The 25880-nt window shown below is 34.6% G+C and carries 25 protein-coding genes and 1 tRNA gene; 17 read left to right on the forward strand and 9 right to left on the reverse strand.

Annotated elements, in window-relative coordinates; genetic code table 11:
- Window positions 1-9: 9 nt before the first annotated feature.
- The 3 genes from BMX53_RS04170 to BMX53_RS04180 all read right to left on the reverse strand — a co-directional run bounded on the left by BMX53_RS04170 (window position 10) and on the right by BMX53_RS04180 (window position 2511).
- Window positions 10-360 (reverse strand): phage holin family protein, encoded by a 351-nt coding sequence (locus BMX53_RS04170; protein WP_038985548.1) that lies wholly within the window; start codon window positions 358-360, stop codon window positions 10-12.
- Window positions 361-372: 12 nt separating this feature from the next.
- Window positions 373-714, reverse strand: a complete 342-nt coding sequence (locus BMX53_RS04175; protein ID WP_038985546.1) for a YtxH domain-containing protein — start codon at window positions 712-714, stop codon at window positions 373-375.
- 114 nt (window positions 715-828) lie between these two features.
- Window positions 829-2511 (reverse strand): glutamine--tRNA ligase/YqeY domain fusion protein, encoded by a 1683-nt coding sequence (locus BMX53_RS04180; RefSeq protein WP_074744773.1) that lies wholly within the window; start codon window positions 2509-2511, stop codon window positions 829-831.
- Between the two features lie 129 nt (window positions 2512-2640).
- On the opposite strand from BMX53_RS04180, the gene folB reads away from it, so the two are divergent.
- Together folB and BMX53_RS04190 are read left to right on the forward strand one after the other, a co-directional pair.
- Window positions 2641-2997 (forward strand): dihydroneopterin aldolase, encoded by a 357-nt coding sequence (folB, locus tag BMX53_RS04185; RefSeq protein ID WP_074744775.1) that lies wholly within the window; start codon window positions 2641-2643, stop codon window positions 2995-2997.
- Between the two features lie 88 nt (window positions 2998-3085).
- Window positions 3086-3156: transfer RNA gene (locus BMX53_RS04190), tRNA-Cys, on the forward strand.
- Between the two features lie 102 nt (window positions 3157-3258).
- Here the strand turns inward: BMX53_RS04190 and BMX53_RS04195 are convergent.
- The 3 genes from BMX53_RS04195 to rnr all read right to left on the reverse strand — a co-directional run bounded on the left by BMX53_RS04195 (window position 3259) and on the right by rnr (window position 6884).
- Complete coding sequence (locus tag BMX53_RS04195; protein ID WP_038985540.1) at window positions 3259-3942, reverse strand: LysE family translocator; 684 nt, start codon at window positions 3940-3942, stop codon at window positions 3259-3261.
- Between the two features lie 89 nt (window positions 3943-4031).
- Window positions 4032-4703: a head GIN domain-containing protein gene (locus tag BMX53_RS04200; protein WP_074744777.1), complete on the reverse strand. Its 672-nt coding sequence runs from the start codon at window positions 4701-4703 to the stop codon at window positions 4032-4034.
- A 3-nt stretch (window positions 4704-4706) separates the two neighbouring features.
- A complete protein-coding gene (gene rnr / locus BMX53_RS04205) occupies window positions 4707-6884 on the reverse strand; it encodes a ribonuclease R (protein ID WP_074744779.1) in 2178 nt (725 codons plus the stop codon).
- A 572-nt stretch (window positions 6885-7456) separates the two neighbouring features.
- Between rnr and BMX53_RS04210 the strand changes: the two genes are divergently transcribed.
- Window positions 7457-9070, forward strand: coding sequence for an AMP-binding protein (locus BMX53_RS04210; RefSeq protein WP_074744781.1), 1614 nt, complete (start codon window positions 7457-7459; stop codon window positions 9068-9070).
- A 47-nt stretch (window positions 9071-9117) separates the two neighbouring features.
- Entirely contained in the window at window positions 9118-9549 is a 432-nt protein-coding gene (gene rpiB, locus BMX53_RS04215; RefSeq protein ID WP_038985534.1) for a ribose 5-phosphate isomerase B, read from the forward strand.
- 86 nt (window positions 9550-9635) lie between these two features.
- Here the strand turns inward: rpiB and BMX53_RS04220 are convergent, their stop codons facing one another.
- Window positions 9636-10781, reverse strand: a complete 1146-nt coding sequence (locus BMX53_RS04220; protein WP_038985533.1) for an NAD(P)H:quinone oxidoreductase — start codon at window positions 10779-10781, stop codon at window positions 9636-9638.
- A gap of 64 nt (window positions 10782-10845) precedes the next feature.
- On the opposite strand from BMX53_RS04220, the gene BMX53_RS04225 reads away from it, so the two are divergent.
- The 5 genes from BMX53_RS04225 to BMX53_RS04245 all read left to right on the forward strand — a co-directional run bounded on the left by BMX53_RS04225 (window position 10846) and on the right by BMX53_RS04245 (window position 14527).
- Window positions 10846-11646, forward strand: a complete 801-nt coding sequence (locus BMX53_RS04225) for an AraC family transcriptional regulator (protein WP_038985532.1) — start codon at window positions 10846-10848, stop codon at window positions 11644-11646.
- Between the two features lie 84 nt (window positions 11647-11730).
- Window positions 11731-12360, forward strand: a complete 630-nt coding sequence (locus tag BMX53_RS04230; RefSeq protein ID WP_038985530.1) for a hypothetical protein — start codon at window positions 11731-11733, stop codon at window positions 12358-12360.
- Window positions 12361-12700: 340 nt separating this feature from the next.
- Window positions 12701-13708, forward strand: coding sequence for a hypothetical protein (locus BMX53_RS04235; RefSeq protein ID WP_038985528.1), 1008 nt, complete (start codon window positions 12701-12703; stop codon window positions 13706-13708).
- Between the two features lie 31 nt (window positions 13709-13739).
- The gene (locus BMX53_RS04240) at window positions 13740-14303 is read left to right on the forward strand and encodes a DUF4240 domain-containing protein (RefSeq protein ID WP_038985526.1); all 564 of its coding nucleotides are present in this window, start codon (window positions 13740-13742) and stop codon (window positions 14301-14303) included.
- Between the two features lie 17 nt (window positions 14304-14320).
- Window positions 14321-14527, forward strand: coding sequence for a hypothetical protein (locus BMX53_RS04245; RefSeq protein WP_038985524.1), 207 nt, complete (start codon window positions 14321-14323; stop codon window positions 14525-14527).
- A 56-nt stretch (window positions 14528-14583) separates the two neighbouring features.
- Here BMX53_RS04245 and BMX53_RS04250 read toward each other — a convergent pair whose 3' ends face one another.
- Complete coding sequence (locus tag BMX53_RS04250; protein WP_038985523.1) at window positions 14584-14847, reverse strand: DUF1294 domain-containing protein; 264 nt, start codon at window positions 14845-14847, stop codon at window positions 14584-14586.
- Between the two features lie 56 nt (window positions 14848-14903).
- Between BMX53_RS04250 and BMX53_RS04255 the strand changes: the two genes are divergently transcribed.
- Window positions 14904-17030 (forward strand): Tex family protein, encoded by a 2127-nt coding sequence (locus BMX53_RS04255; protein ID WP_038985521.1) that lies wholly within the window; start codon window positions 14904-14906, stop codon window positions 17028-17030.
- Between the two features lie 445 nt (window positions 17031-17475).
- On the opposite strand, the gene BMX53_RS04260 is transcribed toward BMX53_RS04255, so the two are convergent.
- Window positions 17476-17691, reverse strand: coding sequence for a twin-arginine translocase TatA/TatE family subunit (locus BMX53_RS04260; RefSeq protein ID WP_038985520.1), 216 nt, complete (start codon window positions 17689-17691; stop codon window positions 17476-17478).
- 191 nt (window positions 17692-17882) lie between these two features.
- On the opposite strand from BMX53_RS04260, the gene BMX53_RS04265 reads away from it, so the two are divergent.
- The 7 genes from BMX53_RS04265 to purD all read left to right on the forward strand — a co-directional run bounded on the left by BMX53_RS04265 (window position 17883) and on the right by purD (window position 25871).
- Window positions 17883-18764: a murein hydrolase activator EnvC family protein gene (locus tag BMX53_RS04265; protein ID WP_038985519.1), complete on the forward strand. Its 882-nt coding sequence runs from the start codon at window positions 17883-17885 to the stop codon at window positions 18762-18764.
- A gap of 6 nt (window positions 18765-18770) precedes the next feature.
- Window positions 18771-20258: a GH3 auxin-responsive promoter family protein gene (locus BMX53_RS04270; protein WP_038985517.1), complete on the forward strand. Its 1488-nt coding sequence runs from the start codon at window positions 18771-18773 to the stop codon at window positions 20256-20258.
- 36 nt (window positions 20259-20294) lie between these two features.
- Window positions 20295-21974, forward strand: a complete 1680-nt coding sequence (locus BMX53_RS04275) for a DUF6909 family protein (RefSeq protein WP_038985516.1) — start codon at window positions 20295-20297, stop codon at window positions 21972-21974.
- A gap of 126 nt (window positions 21975-22100) precedes the next feature.
- The gene (gene rfbC, locus BMX53_RS04280) at window positions 22101-22649 is read left to right on the forward strand and encodes a dTDP-4-dehydrorhamnose 3,5-epimerase (RefSeq protein ID WP_038985515.1); all 549 of its coding nucleotides are present in this window, start codon (window positions 22101-22103) and stop codon (window positions 22647-22649) included.
- On the forward strand, window positions 22646-23416 hold the full coding sequence (rfbD, locus tag BMX53_RS04285; protein ID WP_038985513.1) for a dTDP-4-dehydrorhamnose reductase: 771 nt from the start codon (window positions 22646-22648) through the stop codon (window positions 23414-23416). The genes rfbC and rfbD overlap by 4 nt, the downstream gene beginning before the upstream one ends.
- A gap of 32 nt (window positions 23417-23448) precedes the next feature.
- Entirely contained in the window at window positions 23449-24432 is a 984-nt protein-coding gene (locus tag BMX53_RS04290) for a UDP-glucuronic acid decarboxylase family protein (protein ID WP_038985512.1), read from the forward strand.
- A gap of 167 nt (window positions 24433-24599) precedes the next feature.
- Window positions 24600-25871, forward strand: coding sequence for a phosphoribosylamine--glycine ligase (gene purD, locus BMX53_RS04295; protein ID WP_038985511.1), 1272 nt, complete (start codon window positions 24600-24602; stop codon window positions 25869-25871).
- The last annotated feature ends 9 nt before the right edge of the window (window positions 25872-25880 follow it).

The raw sequence follows: 25880 nt of genomic DNA on the forward strand, positions 1-25880 counted from the left end.
AATAAATATTTAGTCGTTAAAAATGATTTCAGATAGTTTCTTAATGAAAGGTCTTTCAACTAATGATGTTCTAAATAAATAGGCTAATAAGGCGATAACCAAATAGAATAATCCCATTAATAGAAAACCAAGAGCAGTACTATCAAAATATACAGCTAAGGCATAAGCAGCAGCTAGTGAGAACAAAAAAAGAGACATCATAATAAAGATGGAAACAAGTAATAATGTCATAAACTTACTACCTGCCTTTGCAGTAACCTTAAACCCCCACAGACGATAGTAATCAATAGTAGTATTGATTAGTTCTTCAGAGTTCTGTTTAATATCACTCAGATTGTCTTTAATATCCTCAAATGCCATTATCTACACTTATTATTTTTTAACGCTATCAGCTATTGAATCAGCTTTAGCTTTTAATTCAGCTAATTTCTTTTCTAAGTTAGCAATTACATCGTCTTTTTTGTCATCTGTATTTGCTAAGAATTCATTGAATCCTGTTTCGAAATCATGCTTTTTTTTTGCTACTGTATTGCGAACTTGTTTTTTTAGTTCATCAATTTTATCACTTAAATCATCTTTAGAATCATTAAATGTTTTTTTAATTTTCTTACGTGTTTTCTTTCCTTCATCTGGAGCAAATAAAATTCCTAAACCTGCTCCTACTACTACTCCAGCTAATACTGCAATAGCTGTATTTCCTAAATTTTTTGCCATAACAATTGTTTTTTTAAAATGAATAATACTTTAAATTTAAAGAAAAAACGGCATTTTAACCGTTAATGCTTAGTTAAAATGCCGTTTATTAATTATATTTTAAACAGAAATATTCTATTTCTGTTCAACTTTTGCCCAAGTATCTCTTAAACCAACAGTTTTATTAAACACTAATGCATTAGCTGAACTTTCTTTATCTACACAGAAGTATCCTAATCTTTGGAACTGGAACTTATCACCTTCTACAGCAGTGCTTAAGCTTGGTTCTAAGTACCCTTTTACTACTTCTAATGAGTTTGGATTGATAAAGTCTATAAAATCAACTTCTTTGTTACCGTCAGGATTTTCATCTACAAATAAACGATCATAGATACGAACTTCAGCTTCTACAGCGTGAGGTACAGATACCCAGTGAATAGTACCTTTTACTTTTCGCTTACTAGCTTCACTTCCACTTCCACTTCTACTATCAGCATCATAAGTTGCGTGTATTTCAGTAATGTTTCCATTCTCATCTTTTACAACACTCTCTCCTTTGATGATATATGCATTCTTAAGACGTACTTCTTTTCCTAAAGTCAATCTAAAGAACTTGCTATTAGCTTCTTCTTTGAAGTCTTCTCTTTCGATATAAAGCTCTTTAGAGAAAGGAACTTTACGGAAAGTCATTACTTCTTCTTCTGGATTGTTCTCTGCATCTAACCACTCTTCTTGCCCTTCTGGATAGTTAGTGATTACAAGTTTTACTGGATCCAATACAGCCATTACACGAGGTGTAATTTTGTTTAGATCTTCTCTAACACAGAACTCTAATAAAGAAACATCAATTAAGTTATCACGTTTAGCAATACCAATAGTATCAGCATAGTTTCTGATAGATGCAGCTGTATAACCTCTTCTTCTCAATCCAGAGATAGTAGACATACGTGGGTCATCCCATCCTGTTACAAACCCTTCGTTCACTAGACGAGCTAGTTTACGTTTACTTACTACAGTATGAGATAAGTTTCTTCTTGCAAACTCACGTTGTTTAGGTCTAATGTTTTCATCAGTAACAACTTGATCTAAGAACCAATCATATAATTCTCTATGAGGTAAGAACTCTAATGTACAGAATGAGTGAGAGATACTTTCTAAATAGTCACTTTCTCCGTGTGCCCAGTCATACATAGGATAGATACACCAGTCATTTTGTGTTCTGTGGTGTGCCTTTTTCATAATTCTATACATGATAGGATCACGCATAAGCATATTAGTATGTGCCATATCTATCTTAGCACGTAAAATATGAGTTCCCTCTTCGAATTCTCCATTCTTCATTCTTTCGAATAAGTCTAGGTTTTCTTCTACAGAGCGATTTCTATATGGACTATCTACACCTACTGTAGATGGAGTACCTTTTTGTTGAGCCATTTCTTCAGAAGATTGGCTATCTACGTATGCTTTACCATCCTTAATCATTTGGACAGCCCAGTCGTATAGCTGCTGGAAATAGTCAGATGCATAAACTTCATTTGCCCATTTGTACCCAAGCCATTCTACGTCATGTTTGATTGCGTCAACAAACTCCTGTTCTTCTTTAGATGGGTTGGTATCATCGAAGCGCAGGTTAACAGGCGCATTATATTTAATACCTAATCCAAAGTTTAAACAAATAGAACTCGCGTGACCTAAATGTAAATAACCATTAGGCTCAGGCGGAAAACGGAAATGAAGTTTTTCTGTTGGCAAACCATTCTTGATATCTTCTTCAATGATTTGCTCAATAAAGTTTAATGATTTCTCTTTTGTTGACATGGAAATAATTATTATAACTACAAAGGTATCAAAAAAGTAATCAAAAGCTGATAGTCTTTTAGTAGTTTATGAATAAATGCACTCAAATTATTTGTACTTTTAGCCATTATTAAAACAAACGGATGTGTTATGGGAATAATTAAATTAAATAATATCAGAACTTTTTCTTTCCACGGTTGCATGGATGAAGAAGCTAAAATAGGATCAGACTATCGTGTAGATTTAATAGCTAAAGGTGACTTTACTATGGCTGCTGCTACAGATGATTTGAAGTATTCTATAGACTATGTTACTTTAAATACTATTGTCAAGGAAGAAATGGCTATCAGATCTAAATTATTAGAGCATGTAGCGCAACGAATTATTGATAGAGTATTGTTAGAAATTACAATGGTTGAAGAAATTACTGTACTTGTTTCAAAAATTAACCCTCCTGTTGGCGGAGATGTAGAATATGTAACTGTTGAAATGCAGGGAGTTAGATAAAACTTACTTGAATTGTTGTAAAAAAGTACATCAAATGGTTTTGAAATATCAAAATTATTAGTAAGTTTGCAATCCAATTCAAGGACAAGGCTTCGTGTCCGAGTGGCTAGGAAGCGGTCTGCAAAACCGTCTACAGCGGTTCGAATCCGCTCGAAGCCTCAAACTAAAGGATAGTGATTTCACTATCCTTTTTTTATGGAATAAACTCAACGGAGTTATATAAAACAAAATAGGCTTAGTGATTCACTAAGCCTATTTTGTTTATTTCGTATTCTCCATATTAGGGAGAGGAATATTTATTTTGTTATCTGCTGATTTAGGTAATACTCCCTTAATCATTATCACTAGACCAAAGACCATAATCACGATACTACTAATCTTTTTGACCTTTAAGATATTGTGAGGAGTTAATTTCTTACGCAATTGTTTAGCCAAGAATATTTTGAATAAATCTGTAATAAAGTAAGCTAAAATACAGAAACCAAAGAAAGTAAACATCTTATTCGGGTTCATGTCCATTTGAGGGCCTAGAGTGATTATTATACCTAACCAAAAGCCTAGTACTCCCACATTGATAAAGTTTAATAAGAACCCTTTAGCGAAGAGATTTAAGTACTCCCTTCTTAGATTTGGAGGAGCTAATTGTAGCGTTTGTACTTGTACTTTTTTGAGCTTAATAAAGGAAATGATACCATAGGTTAACATGATGATACCACCAAAGATAAATAAAGCAGGGTCGTCTTTTATTGCATTGATTAATCTAAAGCTACTGAAAAAGGCAATAGCAAAAAATAAGGCATCAGCTAGTATTACGCCCATATCAAAGGCGATAGCAGCTTTAAAACCTCTAGTTATACTTGTCTCAATAAGGATAAAAAAAACAGGGCCTATCATAAAACTTAGAAAGAATCCAAGAGTGATACCTGTTAACAAACCATCAAACATCTCATATAATTAAAAAATGCCAATTCTAGAATTGGCATTTATTCATAATCTTTTGCAAGATACATTATTTTTAAATAATATAAGTACTATTACTCACTTACTTTCGTGATTACGCCTCCTAAAACATTCTTTTCATTGATTGTTTTAGGGTTTCCGAATATTCTAATTTCTCCTCCTGCTCTCACTTTAGCTTCTACTAGTTCTGTAGCTTTAACCTCAGCTACACCCCCAGCATTTACTGTTACAATAGCTTGGTTAGAGTCAAGATCTTTATTCTTAACCTTTGCACCAGAACTGTTTAGTACATCCTGTACATTTGTTTTACCAGTTAGTGTTACTATTGATCCTGCACTAGATTTTACGATTAGTTTATCTGTATCTACTTTAGCAGTTATAACTCCACCTGTTTTTGCATTCACGATAAGTGAAGTTGCTTTAATAGCATTATCAGCAGTGATACCAGCACCTTGTTCAGCAACTATCTCTGCAAGATCTTTATAGTACAGTTTCACTTTGATATCTTCACCTTGGAAGCTTTTCGTAAGGTTCATCTTTACTTTTAGCAGACCATTTTTGTTTACCACATATACATAGCCTTCTTTATCCCCTTCTATTTCCATTTTTCCTTCTTCTCCAGGAACTAAGGTTAATGCTATTTGGTCAAAGACGATTACTTTAGAAAAGTTACCTACTGTCTTTGTCGTTTGAGCGAAAGTAATCGTACTCATTACTAACGCTATGAATAAAGCTAGTTTTCTCATGTATTAGTTTACTTTTTTGATATAGTTAAAGTCTAATTGCTTCTTAACTAGGTCTGCATTTTTTACAGTAACGATAACCTCGTCTCCTAGTTGTAATATCTTTTTAGTAGCTTGTCCTACTAAAGCATATTGCTTTTCATCGAATACGTAGTAGTCTTCTTTTATCTCTCTGATACGTACCATACCTTCACATTTGTTATCTACTATCTCTACGTAGATACCCCACTCAGTAACACCTGAGATAACACCTAAGAACTCTGTATCCTTTTGGTCTTGCATGTACTTAACCTGCATGTACTTGATACTATCTCTCTCTGCATTAGCGGCTAAGTTCTCTCTTGAAGAACAGTGAGAACATTTTACCTCAAACAACTCTGGATTAACATTAGCACCATTATCTAGATAGTGTTGTAGTAATCTATGAGCCATTACGTCAGGATAACGACGAATAGGAGAAGTAAAGTGTGAATAGTAGTCAAATGCCAATCCATAGTGACCAATATTATTCGTAGAATAACTTGCTTTACTCATCGATCTAATGGCTAAAGTATCTACTAAGTTTTGTTCTCTTTTTCCTTCAACATCTTTTAGTAATTTGTTGATTGATTTAGAAATACTAGATTTAGATTTAAAGTTAATACTATGCCCAAAACGAGAAATAACATTTTGAAGAGCAAATAACTTCTCTTGATCTGGTTCATCGTGAATACGGTAAACGAATGTTTTCTTTTGTTTACCGATAAACTCAGATACTTTTCTATTTGCAAGAAGCATAAATTCTTCAATTAAGTGATTCGCCTCTTTAGACTGTTTGAAGAATACCCCTACTGGTTCTGCTTCTTCGTTTAAGTTAAACTTAACTTCTACTTTATCAAACGAGATAGCCCCATCATTCATACGGTTTTTACGCATAATAGTTGCTAGTTCGTTTAGTTTAAGTACTGCGTTAGCTACTTCTTCACTTATCTCCTGATCTTCTCCTGTAAGAGAGATATCAGCAGGTATAACTCTGTCTTTAGAATCTATGATATACTGCGCTTCTTCATACGCCATACGTTGGTCAGAGTGCGTTACAGTACGTCCGAACCATTTGTTTCTAATCTCAGCTTTATCATCAAGTTCAAAGACTGCTGAGAACGTATATTTATCTTCATTAGGCCTTAATGAACATGCAAAGTTAGATAGCACCTCTGGTAACATTGGTACTGTTCTATCTACTAGATATACAGAAGTAGCTCTATTATAAGCTTCCTCGTCTAAGATAGTTCCTTCTTTTACATAGTGAGATACGTCAGCAATATGAACACCGATTTCGTAGAATCCATTCTCTAATTGACGGAAAGATAAGGCATCGTCAAAGTCTTTTGCATCCTTAGGGTCAATAGTAAAAGTCAAGATATCTCTCATATCTCTACGTTTAGCTATTTCTTCTTCAGTGATAGACGTATCTAAGTGATTAGCATAGTCATCCACTTCTTTTGGGAATTCTGCAGTAAGACCATATTCAGCTAAGATAGCGTGTATCTCAGTATTGTGTTCTCCTTGTTTACCAAGGACTTTCATAACCTTACCGAATGGGCTATCTGCTTTCTCTGGCCAATCTTCTAGTTCTACCACTACTACATCACCATCACGAGCATCACCCACTTTTTCTTTAGGAATAAAGATATCTGTATACATCTTAGCATCAGCAGTAGATACGAATGCGAAATTCTTTTGTATCTCTATAACTCCTACAAACTGTTTTTTGTGTCTCTCGATAATTTCTACTACCTCACCTTCAGGTTTTTTACCTTTACGTTTGTTGTAGATATAAGCCTTAACTAAGTCACCATCTAGCGCCTTGTTTAAGTTATTAGTAGGGATAAATACATCCTCGTCCACTCCTTCTACTACTAGATAAGCAGTTTTACGAGCGGTCATATCGATATAACCTTCCACATAATTAGCTTTAGGGATAAAGCGGTATTTACCAGTTTCTACCTCTTCTATTTTTTCTTTAGATACTAAGTATTTTAGTTCTTTGATAATTTCATTTCTACCTTGTGTATCATTTACTTCTAGCTGACCTGCTATTTGTTTATAGTTAAATGATTTTGTTGTGTTCTTTGATAAGAACTTTAATATTTTCGGCGCAAAGTCAAAAGCTTTACTTTTTTTATGTTTGATTTTTTTTGCCATTTTCTAATTCGTTTGTTTACCTAAAATAGGGTTGGTAATTATCCTTAAATGTACGAATTACTAACTGTTTTATCCTATTTTTAGCAATATTTTAATTTGATTGTCTTACTTCAATGATGTTATTTCTTCAATTTTAGCTAAGTTCCGAAGGAATATTTATTTAAATAACTCCTTACATGGAGGAAGGTGGAGTTACTATTTTTCTTTTCTCATTGAATGTTTTGTACCTTAGAGTATTCGGTACTTTTGGTAGTGCAAAGTTATGTAGCTCAAAGTTATTTTCCAAAAAGTCAACCAAAAGCTTCCATAAAAAATAGAAAAAAAAAGTAATAACATACATGTTACCTATCTTCTACTCTAGTCTTGCGCTTTATTATATGAACCAATGGCTGTTCTGATTACACTCTCTATTTTATTTAGATGTTTTTTTAAAGTGCTGATTTTGTTGTTAACCTCATACTGTCTGCATGCTTTTTTATTATAATTAGATAATATTTCTGACAAATGCTTATATAATTCTAATTGTATTTAAAATTTTGTAATTTAGGAAAACCAACAAAAAACTATAATTTATGAACACTATTTCTTATGTACATGGTGCGTCTAACACACCATTGTTAGGAGAAACCATTGGACAGAATCTAAAGAGAATTACAGATAAGCACCCAGAACACGAAGCATTAGTAAGCGTTCATCAAGGGTTTAGAGCTACTTATAGACAGTTTTATGACCTGACTACTAAGGTGGCCAAAGCATTATTAGCACATAATATACAGAAAGGAGATCGAGTAGGCATATGGGCACCTAACTGCTATGAGTGGGTACTAATGCAGTACGCTACAGCGCGAATTGGTGTAATCTTAGTGAATATTAACCCAGCTTATCGAGCACATGAGATAGAGTTCGCTGTCAATCAGTCAGAAATAGCTCTAATCGTATCCGCACCTAGCTTTAAGAGTAGCGATTATAGAAAGATTATCTCTCTCATCTTTGAGGATTGTCCTTCATTAAAAGAAGTAGTATTCTTAGGGGAAGAATGGGATATTTTCTTATCAGATAGCGATCTGATTACCGATAATGAGTTAGCTATTATCGAAGATTCTGTACAGTTTGGCGAAGCAGTTAATATACAGTATACATCAGGAACTACTGGTTTTCCTAAAGGAGTAACATTGACTCATCACAACATATTAAACAACGGATACTTCATCGGTAAACGTTTAAAATATACTACTGCAGATAGAGTGTGTATTCCAGTGCCGTTTTACCACTGTTTTGGAATGGTTATAGGTAATTTGTGTTGTACTTCACACGGAGCTACCATTGTAATTCCTAACGATGGCTTTGATCCAGCGAAGACACTACAGGTAGTACAAGATGAAAAGTGTACTTCACTTTATGGCGTACCTACTATGTTTATCGCAGAGCTACAATTGCCAAACTTTAAAGAGTATAACCTTACTTCACTTAGAACGGGAGTTATGGCAGGTTCATTATGTCCAGAACAAGTAATGCGTCGAGTGAAGACAGAGATGCATATGGAAGAAGTAAGTATCTGCTATGGTATGACAGAGACCTCTCCTGTATCTACACAGACACATATAGGTATAGATATAACGAAACAAACCACAACTGTAGGAACTGTACAAGATCACCTAGAAATAAAGATTATAGACCCCGAAACAGGTAGAATAGTACCTAGAGGAGAAGCAGGAGAACTGTGTACACGTGGTTATTCGGTAATGCTTAAATATTGGAATAATCGTACGCTAACGAGTGAAGTACTAGACGAGAACAGATGGATGCATACAGGAGACTTAGCTACTATGGATAACGAGGGGTATATCTCTATCACAGGCCGTATTAAAGACCTTATCATTCGCGGTGGAGAGAATATCTCACCTAAGTGGATAGAAGACTTCTTATACACACATCCACATATAGCTGATGTACAAGTAATAGGTGTACCAGATGAGAAGTATGGAGAAGAGATTATGGCTTGGGTAATTCTTAAACCAGGAGTTAGTGTCACAGGAGATGAGTTAAAGGCATTCTGCAACGAGAAGATAGCACACTTCAGAATACCGAAGTACTGGAAGTTCGTGACTGAGTTCCCGATGACTATTTCTGGAAAAGTGAGAAAAGTAGAAATGAGACAAATAGCTGTAGAAGAATTAGGGTTGTAAAAAGGAATTATTCTTAACTTTGTACAAATTATTCAACACAACACATCATGAAAATATCAATTGGAAACGACCACGCTGGACCAGAGTATAAAAAGGCTATCGTGAAGTATTTAGAAGAAAAAGGACATACAGTGACTAATTACGGTACTGATACTTTTGACTCAGTAGATTACCCTGACTTTGCTCATAAGGTAGGTACTGATATCGAAGAAGGTAAAGCAGACTTTGGTATAGTAATCTGTGGTAGTGGAAATGGTATAGCTATGACAGCTAATAAACATCAAGGTGTACGCTGTGCATTGTGTTGGACTAAAGAGATTGCAGAGTTAGCTAGACAGCATAATGATGCTAATGTGATTAGTATTCCTGCGCGTTACACATCTATAGAACAAGCTGTAGCGATGGTAGAAGCTTTCTTAAACACAGCTTTCGAAGGTGGAAGACATCAGAATAGAGTTAACAAGATTGCTTGTTCTTAATAACAAGTATTTTATTATAAAATAATAGGGTGCCCAAAAGGGCACCCTATTATTTTTTTGCCTCTTTTTGAATAGTTTTTTTATGTTTACTCTATTTCAAATATAGCTTGTATCTCTACTGCGGAATTTACAGGAATAGATGTAGCCCCTAATGTACCTCTAGCATGCTTACCTTTCTCTCCGAATATCTCCACAGATAAATCAGAAGCTACATTCATTAGGTTAGCGTGCTGTGAGTAGTCAGGAGTAGTATTAAATATCCCTGTTAGTTGTACCGTTTTCTTTACTCTATTAAGGTCCCCTCCTACTGCGGTTTTTAGCACAGCGATGACGTTTAGCATGGTTTGTTCAGTAGCTTTTTTTGCTTGCTCTTCAGTGATATCTACTCCTACTTTACCTGGATAAAGTATTTTGCCATCTTTTAGAGCTACCTGATTGATAAATATTAAGTTACCCGCCTGTGAGTATGGAGTGTAATTTCCTACAGGATTTGGCGCTATAGGAAGTGTGATATTTTTTTGTTTTAAGACAGTTTCTATATCTACAGCAGTAGTCTTATTATCAGGTATATCTTGTTTAACGAATGTACCTTTAAGAGCAGTACTAACTTTAGCGAAGTTAGCCCCTTGAGCGTAAACGATAGCTAATTCACTCTTACTTGGGCGTTCTACTGTTTTGTTTGAGGCTAAGCTACTCGCACCTAATACACTATTGCCCTGTGGCACACTATTATCTATCATCTCTGTAGCTCTTATGCCATTAGGAACTAATATCATACCATGAACAGATAGACTGTTAGCAAAGGCTTGTAATGCGAGTTCTCTACCTGCTCCACTTCCTGCAGACATAAATACAGTAGCAGGTATTCCTTCTAAGGCATGCGCTGTCCATAAGTCTACTGTTTTGCTCATAAATGCACTCATAGGAGTACTAATATTGCCAAAGTATACAGGTGATCCCCAGGCGATCCCATCATAAGTAGGTAACTCCTCTACAGTAGCGACAGGGAGTGTAGATAAAGATGAGTTAGACGAAGTAGTAACTAATTTTATTGTCGCCTTAGTATTGGGCTGACTTTCTATTCCTTTGGCTAATTCTTTAGCCATTTTATACGTTCCTCCATTGTCAGAATGGATAAGTACTAGTATCTGCGTAGGTTGTTCTTTTGCCATAATAGAAGATGTAATTAGTAAGGCTATCGAAGCGATTACTAGAGTATATAGTTTTCTCATTGTTATGATTTATTATTTATACAAATGTATTATTGACGTTTATATTATATTTGTCAAAAAATATATGCAGAACGCCAATATCAAATGTGGTTTAACAGAGAAGTTGCTTGGAGTGTATGAAGATACTACTGAAGTACAGGCTTATGTGTGGTATGAAAACAACTATGTACACGATGAATATCAGCACGCTCATCAGCGCTATCAACTCACTTATGTAGAGCAAGGATACCAGTACCTACATGTGGATAACTGTATATATTTAGTACCTCAATATCACGTAGCGTGGATTCCGTCTGGACAACAACATGCAACGACATCTACCGCAAAAGATATTAATCTGAAAGTACTTCTGTATAGAGATGTTCCTAAAGATGAATTTTATGAGCGAGTACATATCTTCCCTGCTCCTACTGTGCTGAGAGAGATGCTACAGTATGCTAGTAAGTGGAATAGAATGGTGGGTAATGAAGAAGAAAAAGAGCAGTTCTTACAAGCAATATTGGTTAGTTTAAAATCATTTTGTGACGAGAATCAATCTCTACAGCTTCCTGTGCCTGTAGATCATAGATTAGTTCCTGTATGTGCGTATATCAATGAGCACTTTACTTCTAATTTAGATTTGGACGAACTAGCTTTGAGATCAACCATGTCTGTGCGCAATTTACAACGACTGTTTAAGCAAGAAACAGGTATTACCCTGCAGAAATATCTACAGGTCTTTCGTATTCTGAAGAGTATAGAACTCTTAGATACGGGCGAATTAACTCTTAGCGAGATAGCCTATAAGATTGGGTATAAGAGCCTAGTCGCATTTAGAAATTCTTATTTTGATATTATGAAAGTGTATCCAAAAGTCAAAAAATAAAAATTAATACTTCTTCTTTACCCCTGACAAAAGGCTGTCAGTCCTCCACTCTACTTTTGCACTATAACAATAAAAATAGCGATTATGATACGCATTAGTAATGCATCTGTAGGTGCAATGGAGTTTACCAGTTTTAAGAAAAAAGAATATGTGAGTGACGACGAATTGTTATTCGCGGTATTGCGATTCGAACGTCAATTGATACAAGTAGAAGGAATTGTTTACCATACGTTGGTTCGCAATTATGACAACGAATATGCTAATGTACTATTCGCTACCTCAATGGAGGCGATTAAATCATTAACAGAGATTATAGGGAATACTATTGAGACACAAGAGTTCTTTAATATGGTAGAGATGAGCTCTGTACAGGTAGAGTATCACCAGATTACGAAGCCAGATTTTATCCTACCAGAGCATTTCGGCTGTATAGAGAATGGAAAGTTCTCGCTTAAAGATGCTACACAGCACAGCACTCTCCTTCTCGCTTCTGATGCAGTAGAAGATCAATACTTAAATCTATATGACAATACTAAAGGACACTTTATCACTACTCGTGGAGAGAATCTGTATTCAGAAATAGTCATTGGTCAGACATTGGGATATACTAAGGAGATTTGCTATGGTTATTTTGGCAATGAGGCTTGTCTTTCTCTATTGAGTTTAATTGATGAGAGTAGTATGCATCTTGGATTTTGGTATGTAGTGGCATAATTATAAGGTTAGATGAAAGTCTAACCTTTTTTATTGGGTACTTATACCCTATTTTGAGTTAGTTTCTATTTGTTTAGTTAGTAGATTGTTTGGGTACGAGTTTGGTATCGTTTTGAAAACAGCCTCTTATCCCAAGTAAACACAGGGAATTACCGAACAGTATCAAAACAAAATAAAAATAATTATTTGTTGTGTACTGATTTATAGTGTTTTGTGTGTTTTTTGAATGGTCATAATTGATCAAAAAGGGATAATTAGACCATTATCACCAAATGAGGTCAAAAGTGACTTTTTTGGACACCGTTATTATTTTTAATATACGTAGTTTTGAAAAAAAACTATGAAAAAATATGTATATGGCATCGCAATAGCTATGCTTGGAGTATTTATAACTTCATGTAGTAATGATGATAATAAGGATAATATCAAACCTGTAGAACAGAGAGAAGGTAGATTTGATAAAACTGCTTTTACATGGGATTGGAGTTCTCATTTAAAAAGAGATATGCGTTATATCGATGATAGCAAGTACTTAGTAGATGGAGATATAGTTAATTATAGTGGTTCTGTTCTGGCATATCCTGGAGCGGTTTTTCCTAAAGAGAGTATTGATGAGAGTAAATATGATGCTGAGATTAGGGCTGAAAGGAACCCGTATGATCTGATGTTTATGTATTATAGACCTCTTATTGTAAATGATATTGCGGCTAAGAGTGGCATCGTAACTTATAATAGAGTGTTTAATCAGTCTGTAGATAGCGAAGAGTTTAGATCTGAAGTAGCTAGAAATAGTAAAGGGTCTGAATATTCATATTTCACTGAATGTTATACTTATAACGATGTTGTGAAGTCGTTTAGTAATAATAAGAAGTTAGGAGAGGTCTTTGTCAAAAAGATGAAAGAGAATGCTGGTAATAATAGATATAAGTCTATTTACTTAATGAGAGTAGGGAAGGTGTTTTATGATGAGTTTTTTGAAACTTCTTCTGATGGTATCTTTAAGGATTCTATAGATGTAAAGAACCTTTATTATATCAAGAGAGTTACTAGAGGAACACCAGTTACATATATCGCTGTAGAGAGTAAGGCTGACTATGATGACTTAAAAGGGGCTATGATTACTGCTTATGATTACTATAGAGCGAATGGCAATGTAAATATCGGTGGGGAATATGGTAAGATATTAGATAATGCAAGTTTTACTGTATTAAATCCTAGCCAGTGGAGTAAGTCTAAGAATGATATGTTCTCTGTACTGGACACTAAATTATCAGCTAGTTCTCCTGGAACAATGGTATATCTGGATATAAGATCTGTAGAAAAGGATGAATTTTATAATAAAAAATAGTTTGTATTACTGTTAGAAAACTAATGAAACTATGAATAAGAAGGAATTAGTAAAAGACCTTAAACCTTACTCTACTTTGATGAATGAGGAGCAATACTGGGCTATAATAGAAGCTTCATTAGAGAATAGTAAAGATCAGAGTGGACAATCTGAGTATATTACTAAAGTGTTAGAAAAACTGACTTTAGAAGAGATTATAGGTTTTAGTTTAACTACAAGTCACTTAACGAATGAGATATATAGTTCTCATATGTGGTGTGCAGGTTATATCATGAATAGTGGTTGTTCTGATGATGGATTTATGGACTTTAGAGACTGGGTAGTATCTCGTGGTAAAGAGGTGTATTATAAAGCTAAAGATAATCCTGATACCTTGATTAGCGAGGTAAATTTTGGAGAGGGAGAGTATTATAGTTTTGAGTGCTTTGAAAGTGTTGCATGGGATGTATTTGAAAAGGAGACAGGTGAAGAAATATTTGAGTATAAGGATTCCCTTATTGAGTACAATGATGATATTACTTTTGACTGGGAGGAAGATGATGATGAATCAATGCAAGTGATATGCCCACAGTTGTATGCTTATTTTGAGGAATAATTCTAATAAGTAATTAAATGAGAAAGTATTTATCTACAGAGGATGCTATAGGGTATATTGTGGGAGAGTATATATACTATGAATGTACTAATTGTGAGGTAGTGGTGTATAGTTATCCTGTGTATAAGGATAGTTGCGCATGTGGTAATATTGAGGCTGTTGCAATGACTTCTACTGTTACGATTAAAGACAAGAATAAGTATAAAGTTTTTGAGGATAGGTAGCATTTAGTAAAAGGAAAGACCTGTTAGAGGTCTTTTTTTAGTTATATACTGTATTGTTACCTCTTAAAGACCATAAAGAATACAGCTACCTGTATCGCTACAATAGCAAAAAACTTAACTTTAAAAGAGTCTTTAGATATCTTATGTCTCAGTTTTCTCATAGCAAACCATCCACCTAGACTACCACCAAAGAAGCATAGTGTCAATAGATTTTTCTCAGATACCCTACGACCATGTTTAAGAGCTTGCTCTTTATCATAGGCAAACATCGTAAAGGCTAAGTAGTTAATAATGAATAGATATAGTAATAAAAACTTCATGTGATTTATTTATTGTCGCAAAGGTAGTATTTTAGCTATTCTTAAAATAATAAAATATGACGTTGATAGAGTTTATTCAACAGGCTGTGAATGCAAGTGCGAAGAGTATAGAGAATACTTTATCTCTACTAGGAGAAGGGTGTACTATACCATTCATCGCTCGATATAGAAAAGACAGAACGGGTAACTTAGATGAAGTAGTTGTCGAAAAGATAATGAAGTATAGTGAACTGTACGAGGGAATAGTGAAGAGAAAGGAGTCTATACTAAATTCAATAGAAGAGCAAGGAAAGTTAACTGAGGAGCTTAAGGCTAAGATTTCTAATAGCTTTGACCTAACTGAAATAGAAGATTTATACTTGCCATATAAGAAGACGCGTAAGACCAAGGCAGATACAGCTCGTGAAAATGGGTTAGAACCTCTAGCGAAGGTGATTATGGCTCAGAATGCTAGTGATGTGGACTCTATAGCTACTAGATATATTAATGACAAGATAGGAAGTGAAGAGGAGGCTATACAAGGGGCGTCTGATATCATAGCAGAGTGGATTAATGAGAATATGTATGTGCGTAAATCACTGAGACGTAAGTTTCAGAGAAGTGGTGTAGTAAGTACAAAAGTAGTTAAAGCAAAGAAAGACGATGAGGCTGCACAGAAGTTTGAGCAGTACTTTGATTGGGCTGAGCCTGTATATAAGATTCCTGCACACCGTCTGTTAGCTATACTTAGGGCGGAGAATGAAGGTTTTATTAAGTTTAATGTGGGCATAGAAAAAGAAGAGGCTATAAACTTTATAGAGGACAATGTAGTAAAGGGCAAAGGAGAATGTAGTAAGATAGTGGAGAAGGCAGTAGCTGATAGTTATAAACGTCTATTAGAGCCAGCATTAGCAAACGAGGCTTTGGCTGAAGCTAAAGAAAAGGCTGACTTAAACTCTATTCAAGTATTCGCTGATAATTTGACTCAACTATTGTTAGGTTCGCCATTAGGTGAGAAACGTATATTAGCTATCGATCCTGGGTTTAAGACTGGGTGTAAAGTAGTGTGTCTAGATGAACAAGGAGATTTGCTATATAATGAAACTATATTTCCACACGCTCCTCAAAAGGATACTACTATGGCAATGAAGAAGATTCGCTCTATGGTAAATGCGTATAATGTGGAGGCTATCGCGATAGGTAATGGTACTGCATCAAGAGAGACGGAGTTCTTTATTAAAAAGATAGCGTTCGATAAACCAGTACAGGTATTCGTAGTAAATGAGGCAGGGGCATCTGTATACTCTGCGTCTAAGATAGCTAGAGAGGAGTTTCCTACTTATGATGTGACTGTAAGAGGAGCTGTGTCTATAGGACGTCGATTATCTGATCCGTTAGCAGAGTTAGTAAAGATAGATCCTAAGTCTATTGGGGTAGGACAGTATCAGCATGATGTGGATCAGACATTGCTTAAAAAAGAGCTGGATAATGTAGTGATGAAGTGTGTAAACTCTGTGGGAGTAAATCTGAATACAGCTAGTAAGTCGCTATTGAGCTATGTATCTGGTATAGGGGAGAAGATGGCTGAGAATATTGTGCAGTATAGAACGGAGAATGGGCCATTTGAGAGTAGAACAGAGCTTAAGAAGGTACCTAGATTAGGAGATAAGGCTTTTCAGCAGGCAGCAGCCTTTGTTAGGATTAAGAATGCTAAGAATCCATTAGATGATTCGGCTGTACACCCTGAGGCTTATGGTGTGGTAGAAAAGATAGCTAAGGATATGAAGGTGTCTATCGGTGAGATGATCTCTAATAAAGAGCTTATCGCTAAGGTAGAGGCTAATAAATATACTACTGGAGAGGTAGGTGTACTAGCGTTACAAGATATTTTAAAAGAATTGGAGAAGCCAGGGTTAGATCCTAGACGTAGTGCTAAGGTATTTGAGTTTGACCCTAATGTGAAGCAAATTACAGATCTAAAGATTGGGCAGGTGTTACCTGGTATTATAAATAATATTACCAACTTTGGTTGTTTTGTTGATGTGGGAATTAAGGAGAGTGGATTAGTGCATATCTCTCAACTTAAGGCAGGCTTTGTATCCGATGTAAATGAAGTAGTGAAGCTTCATCAGCATGTACAAGTTAAAGTGACTGATGTAGATGTGGCTAAAAAGAGAATACAGTTATCTATGATTTTAGATTAATAAGCTTGTATTTTTAGTCAATTCTAGTCAATTGGTCTACTGTATAATATGGGATTAAAAAAATATTGAGATTAATATAAAAAAACTACTTTGGTTTTTGTTTTTGGCACGATAGTTGTTTTTAGATAAATAACTTGAGTTTGAAACAATACATTGTTATTGAAAAAGAAAACAAGCAGGTAAGTAGTGTTTTTATTATGTTTTATAAGTGAAGGGCCTATCTTTTATTGTCAAGATAGGCTCTTTTTTTGTGCCTTAAAGTTAGATTATAGTAATCTCTAAATTATAGAAGGCCTAAAAAGAGTAAGTTATACAAGACTAGTATGTTTACTGTAAGCATTGTTAGTAGTCAAACCTATTATCTCGATGTGAAGTAAGGGCATAAAAAAAGCGTTATACAGCAAATAGCTATATAACGCGTCTATATATGATATAAGATCAGAGGTTACTCTGTCTTAGAATTGTCTTGAGTATTCTCTTTTTTAGTAGTTTGTTGAGCGTTCTCGTCTCTAGTAGCGTCTTTGAATTCTTTGATACCAGACCCTAGTCCTCTCATTAATTCAGGTATTTTTTTACCTCCGAACAATAATAGTACAATAGCAATAATTAATATAATTTGCCATGGACCTACAACTCCTAAAAATATGTGTAATGAGTTCATAATAATCTTTTTGAAACATTAAGTAGCGACAAATATAGGAAGAAAAATATAAATCGTTTATTCATAAAAGGTTTTATTTAACTTTTAACGTTTTTATTGTTCTAAATTTTTCTTTTATATTGTGAATATTTATATAAAGAATTTAAGCTGAGTTTTATAATTATTATATTTGTGTAGTAAAACATGTATAGATGTTAGGAAAGGGACATAAAAGGAAAAAGTGGAAAAGCACACTTCTAAGTAAGTATCGTATTGTTATAGTTAATGATAAGACTTTTGAAGACGTGAAGTCTTTTAAGCTTAATCTGCTTAATGTTTTTGGAGCTAGTACTACATTGGTGTTTTTATTTATTCTCTCGACAGTATTATTATTAGTACTGACTCCTCTTAAAGAATATATACCTGGATATTCGTCTGCTGAACTTAAACAGAGAGCAGTAGAGCTCGCTTTAAAGGTGGACTCTCTAGAGAATGAGTCTAGAATGAATCAACAGTATTTATCCGCTATTAAAAGTGCTTTACTAGGAGAGATCCAAGTGACTAAGGCAAGTGTAGATTCGCTAGCTTTGACACAGAAGCCATTAAATCAAATAGAGCATAAAGATCCTAGTGAGACAGATTTGAAGTTACGCGAAATGGTTAGACTTGAAGATAAGTATAATATTTTCGAAGAAAGTAAACCTAAGGTTAGTCAAGTACTGTTTAGCCCTATCAATGCAGAGATAGTTAAGAAATACGATAGTCGATCTATGCACTTTGGTATTGACTTTAGAGCTCCTGCTAATACACCTGTTAAGGCAATCGGTAGAGGTACAGTACTCTTTGTAGATTGGACTATAAAAGATGGATATACAATCATCTTATTGCATGATGAAGGATTGATATCAGTATATAAGCATTTGACTTCTCTTACTAAAGGAGAATATGAGAGTGTAAGATCTGGAGAGGTTATCGGTTTATTTGATGGAAGTAGTGAAGCTTCTGCTTTAAATGCTTCTACTAAATATTTTCACTTTGAACTATGGAAGGATTCGTATCCATTAGATAGTTCATTATTTATAGATCTAGAATAAAAGAATATGTCAATAAAATCATTTGGAGCTAAGATATTTGCTTCAATTATACATAAGAAGACACAAAAATGGGCAAATGACCCAGTGAATACCCAAAAAAGGGTGTTCGAACAATTAATAAATGAGGCTAAACAAACTGCCTTTGGTAAAGACCACAATTTTGAGTCTATTACCACACATGAGGAGTTCGTAAAGCATGTGCCTGTTAGAGATTACGAGGAATTAAAGCCTTATGTAGATAGAGTAGTAGCAGGAGAAAACGATGTACTATGGAAGGGAAAACCTCTGTACTTCGCTAAGACTTCTGGAACCACGTCTGGTGCTAAATACATACCTCTAACAAAAGAATCTATGCCGTATCACATAGAGGCAGCTCGTAATGCTATCTTAGCTTATGTACACGAGACTGGTAAAGCTGACTTCGTAGATGGCAAGATGATATTCTTACAAGGAAGCCCTATACTAGATGAAAAGAATGGCATAAAATTAGGTAGGTTATCTGGTATTGTGGCACATTATGTACCTGCGTATCTGCAAAAGAATAGACTTCCTAGTTATAAAACTAACTGTATAGAGGATTGGGAAACTAAAGTAGATGCTGTAGTAGAGGAAACTGTAAATCTTAATATGAGTTTGATTTCGGGTATCCCAAGTTGGGTACAGATGTACTTTGAGAAACTGAAAGAAAAGAAGGGCAAGCCAATAGGAGAGATATTCCCGAACTTTAATCTGTTTATATACGGAGGAGTGAATTACGAACCTTATAGAAGTAAGTTTGAACAGATGATAGGGCGTAAAGTACCTTCTATTGAGTTGTTTCCTGCTTCAGAAGGTTTCTTTGCCTATCAAGATACACAGACAGAGAAAGGAATGCTATTGCTGCTAAATGCGGGTATATTTTATGAGTTTATAAAAGCAGAGGAGTTCTTCTCTGACAATGCTAGAAGATATACAATAGGAGAGGTAGAGTTAGGTGTGAATTATGTATTAATTATCTCTACTAATGCTGGTCTATGGGGGTATAATATAGGGGATACGGTACAGTTCGTTAACTTAAAACCTTATAGAGTGGTAGTGTCTGGCCGTATTAAGCATTATATATCTGCTTTTGGAGAACATGTGATAGGTAAAGAGGTGGAATCTGCTATACAGCAAGCGATGGAAGGTACTACTGTGACTGTGAATGAGTTTACAGTGGCTCCACAGATTACCCCAACGGAAGGATTGCCATACCATGAATGGTTGATAGAGTTTGGCAATGAACCGGAGGATTTAGAAACTTTTGCTTTAAAGATAGATAATGCTCTTAGAAAACAGAATATGTACTATGATGATTTAATTGTAGGGAAAGTATTAAGAACATTAGTAATCTCTAAAGTAAAACAAGAAGGCTTTCAGGATTATATGAAGAGTATAGGAAAGCTGGGTGGGCAAAATAAATTGCCTAGATTAAGTAATGATAGAAACATTGCTGATCGATTAAAATTATATTAGTAACAAGAAATAATAAGACGTAAAAAGGAGAAGTATATGAAAGAGATAAAAAATATATCTAGAACGAGAGCGCAAGTATCGTCTGCAGCTGTGGAGCGTATGTATATAACAATGCGCCATTTGTTTAACCGTGGTTTCTATAAACCAATGGGAGTGTCAGGGGATACGTTAAGAGAAGCGTTATTAGAATTGCGTCCAGAAATATATGGTACAATCGCAGAGGAAAAAGTAGAGTTAAATGGTTTGTTATACGTTATAGAGCGTCTTCCTATAGGAATAGAGGAGTGTCGTTATATTAACTTAACATCAGATGAAGGATATTCTTTCTCTCACTTTACTGCTATCGTACCACCTAAGAGAAGAAGAAACTGTTATCGTATAGATGAGGAGCAAATGAACATCGAGATTACTAGAGGTAGATCTGATATTTATGACGTGCTTACTCACTTGACGTTTATCTTCATTGAATCACACAAGATTAAAGAACGTGTGTTAATCGGAGAGGAAGGTAAAGTAACTCGCGATTGGAAAAAAATAGAAACTGCGGCTAATAAAAAAGAACCATTAGAATTAGAAGAGAAAGAGGTAATTATGTCTCACTTAGCTAATGTATTAGGACGTTCTTTTGCAGAGGTGCTAGATGTATATGAGAAATTCGCTATAACTGAGAATCCAGATCGTTTCTTAGATGTAATCTACTGGTTAGGTAAATTGGCTATAGAAGAGGATGTGTACAATGATAAACGTACGATTACTTTTAGCCCATTATTAAGAGAGCGTTTAGGTCACCATATTTATGGTGAGATGTGGTCTGATAGAATTAAAGAGGTATTGACTGATAAAGGTTTATTAGATCGCCCTATTCATGTTATCAGTGCTAATATGCACAGTGTGATGAACTCTATATTTGCTCCATCAGTAGTGAAAAATGAGGTTGAGGTAGAGTCTGAACTTGAGGTATATGAGGAGTTAAGTAAACCTGAAAACAAACATCTAAGAACGCTAGTTAATGAGCGTGCAGAGAATGAAGGTATGGTGTTCTTAAAAGATGAGTCAGGTACTAATATTGATGTACAGATATTTGATACAGCTAAGATTAATTTTGCAGATACTAACTTTAAAGCTCAACAAATAGAAGGTCAATATCCTGTAATCATCGTAATGGATTATGCATTCGGTGAGCAGGCTTATGAGACTATCGATGAACTTCTTAAGCCTTATAAAAAGACAACTATGATTGATGTAGAGTCTGTATCTATCATGGGGAAAGCAGGTATCTTAGTGGGAGATAAAGGAGATATTATGATTCCTTTCGCTCATATTAATGAAGGAACAGGGGATAACTATCCTTTTGATAATGAGTTGACAGTGGATATGTTTAAGAATGATGATATTCCTGTGTTTGGAGGTACGATGGTAACTGTGCTAGGTACTTCTCTTCAGAATAAGGATTTATTAAAGTTCTTCCACGATTCTACTTGGGGAGTTATAGGTCTAGAGATGGAAGGTGCGCATTACCAAAAAGCAATCCAGTCTGCCTCTAAGATTAGAAAGAGTATTAACCCTAATGTAAAAGTTAGATATGCATATTATGCATCAGATAACCCATTAGAAACGGGTAGTACATTAGCTTCAGGAGGATTAGGTACAACAGGTGTAAAACCAACATATCTAATCACAATCAAGATATTAGAGCAAATCTTTAATATTAAGTAATTAGAATCTAAATAGATTAAGATAAGAAGGCCATAGTAAGATCTCTTACTATGGCTTTTTGTTTTTTTTATATGTTAAATTGCTATTTTAAGCGTAATTTTATAGTCTAGAAATCACTTGTAAAAAATGAAAGTATTCAATACACCAATAAATGAATGTATCGTGATAGAACCTAAAGTGTTCTTTGATGAAAGAGGATATTTCTTTGAAAGTTTTAATGAGCGTGTTTTTGAAGAAAAGACAGGGTTAAATGTACGTTTTATTCAAGATAATCAGTCGAAGTCTTCTAAGGGAGTTCTTAGAGGGTTACACTATCAACGTGGGAAGTATCAACAAGCAAAGTTAGTACGTGTTCTACAAGGAGAAGTGTTAGATGTAGTGCTGGATTTACGTAAAGACTCTAGTACTTATGGTAAGCATTTTACCCAAGTATTATCTGATGAGAACTTTACTCAAGTTTATATCCCGAGAGGATGTGCACATGGTTTTATTGTTAAAAGCGAAACTGCTATTTTCTCTTACAAGTGTGATAATGTTTATAATAAAGAATCTGAAGGAGGTATCATTTATAATGATCCAAGTCTTGGGATTGATTGGGAATATGATTTAAATGAAGTTATTGTTTCTGATAAGGATAAAGACCTTCCTTTATTTATAAATGCATTACCTATATGAAAAAAGTATTAGTTACTGGTGCTGCAGGACAGACGGGGCAATGTATGAAGTCGCTCGTAGATGATTATGGTGATGTAAGTTTTGTTTTTTTTGATTCAACTAGCCTTGATATTAGTGATAAACTTAAGTTAGATGAAGTGTTCGGCTTAGAACGCCCTGACTATTGTGTTAATTTGGCTGCTTATACAGCAGTTGATAAAGCAGAAGATGATAAAGAATTAGCGTTTAAGGTTAATGCCGAAGCTGTATTGTACTTGGCAGAAGTATGTAATAAATACAATTGTGTTTTAATGCATATTTCCACAGATTTTGTCTTTGATGGAGAGAAGCGTGTTCCTTATGTTGTTAGTGATATCCCTAACCCTATTAATGTATATGGGGCGTCAAAATTGCAAGGTGAATTATATATAAAAGCGAATATGGAGCGTTATTATATAGTTCGTACTTCATGGGTGTACTCTGATTATGGGCACAACTTTAAGAAGACAATGCTTCGTTTAGCAGAGACAAGAAATGAGATTAGCGTAGTAAATGATCAGATAGGTTGTCCTACTGATGCTATGGATTTATGTCATTTCTTATTGTCCTTGATACAAGGAAGTAAAGCTTACGGGATTTATCACTTTAGTGGAGGAATAGTTTGTTCCTGGTATGACTTTGCTATATCGATATTTAAAGAGAATAATATAAGTATAAAAGTAAACCCAATTAGTACTGAAGAGTATCCTACTAGAGCTAGGAGACCTAAGTATAGTGTGTTGGGATAGGTATAAGGAGTAGATTTAAAAGAGAGTATATAATGAAGAGAGTATTAATAACTGGAGCTGCGGGCTTTTTGGGGTCTCATCTATGTGATAGATTTATTGCAGAAGGTTATCACGTAATAGGAATGGATAACCTAATTACTGGTGACTTAAAGAATATAGAACACCTTTTTAAGCTTGAGAATTTTGAGTTTTATCATCATGATATAACTAAGTTTGTAAATGTTCCTGGGAAATTAGATTATATATTACATTTTGCTTCTCCTGCAAGCCCTATTGATTATCTAAAGATTCCAATTCAGACTTTAAAGGTTGGTTCTTTGGGAACGCATAATTTATTAGGTTTGGCTCGTGTTAAAGGAGCTAGAATATTAATTGCTTCGACTTCTGAGATTTATGGAGATCCATTAGTTCATCCTCAAACAGAAGAGTACTATGGGAACGTTAATACAATAGGACCTAGAGGTGTTTATGATGAAGCTAAACGCTTTCAGGAGTCTATAACGATGGCTTATCATACATTCCATGGAGTAGAGACTAGAATAGTGAGAATATTCAATACTTATGGGCCTCGTATGCGATTAAATGATGGCCGTGTAATACCTGCATTTATTGGACAAGCTTTAAGAGGAGAAGATTTAACGGTGTTTGGAGAAGGTAACCAAACTAGATCTTTTTGTTATGTAGATGATCAAGTAGAAGGAATATATAGATTATTGCTTTCAGATTATCATATGCCAGTAAATATTGGTAATCCAGATGAAATTACGATTCTTGATTTTGCAAAAGAGATTATAGCATTGACTAATTCAGATCAAAAGATTATTTATAAAGATCTACCAGTTAATGACCCTATGCAGAGATGTCCTGATATTACTAAAGCAAAGAATATCTTAGGATGGGAACCTAAAGTAGGAAGAAGTGAAGGAATGAAGTTGACTTATGAGTACTTTAAAACTTTTTCTGATACTGATTTATTGAAAGAGGAACATAAGGATTTTTCTAAGTATATTTATTAAGAAGACTAACTAGTTGTTAGTCTATTTATAGTATTGACTACAATATTGTTAAAGAAATATAACTGTAAAGCACCTAATTTTAATTAGGTGCTTTTTTATTTGTACATACTTTCTTTATTGACTTAATTATATTTATTTTTGATGCTTAATAACAAACAACACAATTAATGAAAATTTTACTATTAGGTTCAGGAGGACGCGAGCACGCACTTGCTTGGAAAATGCTTCAAAGTTCTAAATGTGAAGAGCTATTTGTAGGTCCTGGAAATGCAGGTACAGCTAAGATAGCTACGAATGTCGCAGTTAACCCAAATGATTTTGAGGCAGTAAAGGCTACTGTTTTAGAGAAGGGTATTGATATGGTGGTAGTAGGACCAGAAGACCCTCTTGTAAAAGGTATTGTTGATTTCTTTAAGAAAGATGCACAAGTAAGTCATATTCCTGTTATAGGTCCTTCAATGAAAGGAGCACAATTAGAAGGAAGTAAAGACTTTGCTAAAGAGTTCTTATTTAAGCACAATATACCAACTGCTGCATATGCAACTTTTACAAAAGATACAGTAGAAGAAGGTAAAGCATTCTTAGAGACTGTAAAAGCTCCTTATGTACTTAAAGCTGATGGATTAGCTGCAGGTAAAGGAGTAGTTATATTGGAAGATATCAATGAAGCTAAGGCAGAGTTAGAGAATATGCTAGTAGATGCTAAGTTTGGTGATGCTAGTTCTAAAGTTGTTATCGAAGAGTTTTTATCAGGTATAGAACTTAGTTGTTTTGTATTGACAGATGGAAAGTCATATAAATTATTACCTACTGCAAAAGACTATAAGCGTATTGGAGAAGGTGATAAAGGATTAAATACAGGAGGTATGGGAGCAGTTTCTCCAGTGCCATTCGCTACAGAAGACTTCTTAAAGAAAGTAGAAGAGCGTGTAGTAATACCTACTGTAAAAGGATTACAAGAAGATAATCTTGACTTTAAAGGATTCGTGTTTATTGGATTGATTAAGGTAGGAGATGATCCATTCGTAATTGAGTATAACGTTCGTATGGGAGATCCAGAGACTGAAGTAGTAATGCCTAGAGTTAAGACTGATTTAGTAGATCTTTTTGAAGCTGTAGCTAATGAAACTTTAGATACTATGGATATAGAGTTAGATGAGCGTACTGCTACGACTGTAATGTTAGTGTCTGGTGGATACCCAGAAGATTATGAGAAAGGAAAAGTAATAACTGGTATAGAAGATGTAAAAGACTCTATCGTATTCCACGCTGGAACAGCATTAAAAAATGGAGAAGTAGTTACTAATGGAGGTCGCGTATTAGCAGTTACATCATATGGTAATAGTTACGATGAGGCATTAAAAAAATCTTATCAAAACATAGCTAAGCTAAATTTCGATAAGATTTATTACCGTTCAGATATAGGTTTCGATTTGTAAAAATCGAAA

Origin of the sequence: Myroides marinus (genome assembly GCF_900109075.1) — a bacterium.
GTDB lineage: Bacteria > Bacteroidota > Bacteroidia > Flavobacteriales > Flavobacteriaceae > Flavobacterium > Flavobacterium marinum_A.

Coding starts and splice junctions, on each gene's coding strand:
- BMX53_RS04170 (WP_038985548.1), bottom strand. CDS start 360: ATGGCATTTGAGGATATTAAAGACAATCTGAGTGATATTAAACAGAAC.
- BMX53_RS04175 (WP_038985546.1), bottom strand. CDS start 714: ATGGCAAAAAATTTAGGAAATACAGCTATTGCAGTATTAGCTGGAGTA.
- BMX53_RS04180 (WP_074744773.1), bottom strand. CDS start 2,511: ATGTCAACAAAAGAGAAATCATTAAACTTTATTGAGCAAATCATTGAA.
- folB (WP_074744775.1), top strand. CDS start 2,641: ATGGGAATAATTAAATTAAATAATATCAGAACTTTTTCTTTCCACGGT.
- BMX53_RS04195 (WP_038985540.1), bottom strand. CDS start 3,942: ATGTTTGATGGTTTGTTAACAGGTATCACTCTTGGATTCTTTCTAAGT.
- BMX53_RS04200 (WP_074744777.1), bottom strand. CDS start 4,703: ATGAGAAAACTAGCTTTATTCATAGCGTTAGTAATGAGTACGATTACT.
- rnr (WP_074744779.1), bottom strand. CDS start 6,884: ATGGCAAAAAAAATCAAACATAAAAAAAGTAAAGCTTTTGACTTTGCG.
- BMX53_RS04210 (WP_074744781.1), top strand. CDS start 7,457: ATGAACACTATTTCTTATGTACATGGTGCGTCTAACACACCATTGTTA.
- rpiB (WP_038985534.1), top strand. CDS start 9,118: ATGAAAATATCAATTGGAAACGACCACGCTGGACCAGAGTATAAAAAG.
- BMX53_RS04220 (WP_038985533.1), bottom strand. CDS start 10,781: ATGAGAAAACTATATACTCTAGTAATCGCTTCGATAGCCTTACTAATT.
- BMX53_RS04225 (WP_038985532.1), top strand. CDS start 10,846: ATGCAGAACGCCAATATCAAATGTGGTTTAACAGAGAAGTTGCTTGGA.
- BMX53_RS04230 (WP_038985530.1), top strand. CDS start 11,731: ATGATACGCATTAGTAATGCATCTGTAGGTGCAATGGAGTTTACCAGT.
- BMX53_RS04235 (WP_038985528.1), top strand. CDS start 12,701: ATGAAAAAATATGTATATGGCATCGCAATAGCTATGCTTGGAGTATTT.
- BMX53_RS04240 (WP_038985526.1), top strand. CDS start 13,740: ATGAATAAGAAGGAATTAGTAAAAGACCTTAAACCTTACTCTACTTTG.
- BMX53_RS04245 (WP_038985524.1), top strand. CDS start 14,321: ATGAGAAAGTATTTATCTACAGAGGATGCTATAGGGTATATTGTGGGA.
- BMX53_RS04250 (WP_038985523.1), bottom strand. CDS start 14,847: ATGAAGTTTTTATTACTATATCTATTCATTATTAACTACTTAGCCTTT.
- BMX53_RS04255 (WP_038985521.1), top strand. CDS start 14,904: ATGACGTTGATAGAGTTTATTCAACAGGCTGTGAATGCAAGTGCGAAG.
- BMX53_RS04260 (WP_038985520.1), bottom strand. CDS start 17,691: ATGAACTCATTACACATATTTTTAGGAGTTGTAGGTCCATGGCAAATT.
- BMX53_RS04265 (WP_038985519.1), top strand. CDS start 17,883: ATGTTAGGAAAGGGACATAAAAGGAAAAAGTGGAAAAGCACACTTCTA.
- BMX53_RS04270 (WP_038985517.1), top strand. CDS start 18,771: ATGTCAATAAAATCATTTGGAGCTAAGATATTTGCTTCAATTATACAT.
- BMX53_RS04275 (WP_038985516.1), top strand. CDS start 20,295: ATGAAAGAGATAAAAAATATATCTAGAACGAGAGCGCAAGTATCGTCT.
- rfbC (WP_038985515.1), top strand. CDS start 22,101: ATGAAAGTATTCAATACACCAATAAATGAATGTATCGTGATAGAACCT.
- rfbD (WP_038985513.1), top strand. CDS start 22,646: ATGAAAAAAGTATTAGTTACTGGTGCTGCAGGACAGACGGGGCAATGT.
- BMX53_RS04290 (WP_038985512.1), top strand. CDS start 23,449: ATGAAGAGAGTATTAATAACTGGAGCTGCGGGCTTTTTGGGGTCTCAT.
- purD (WP_038985511.1), top strand. CDS start 24,600: ATGAAAATTTTACTATTAGGTTCAGGAGGACGCGAGCACGCACTTGCT.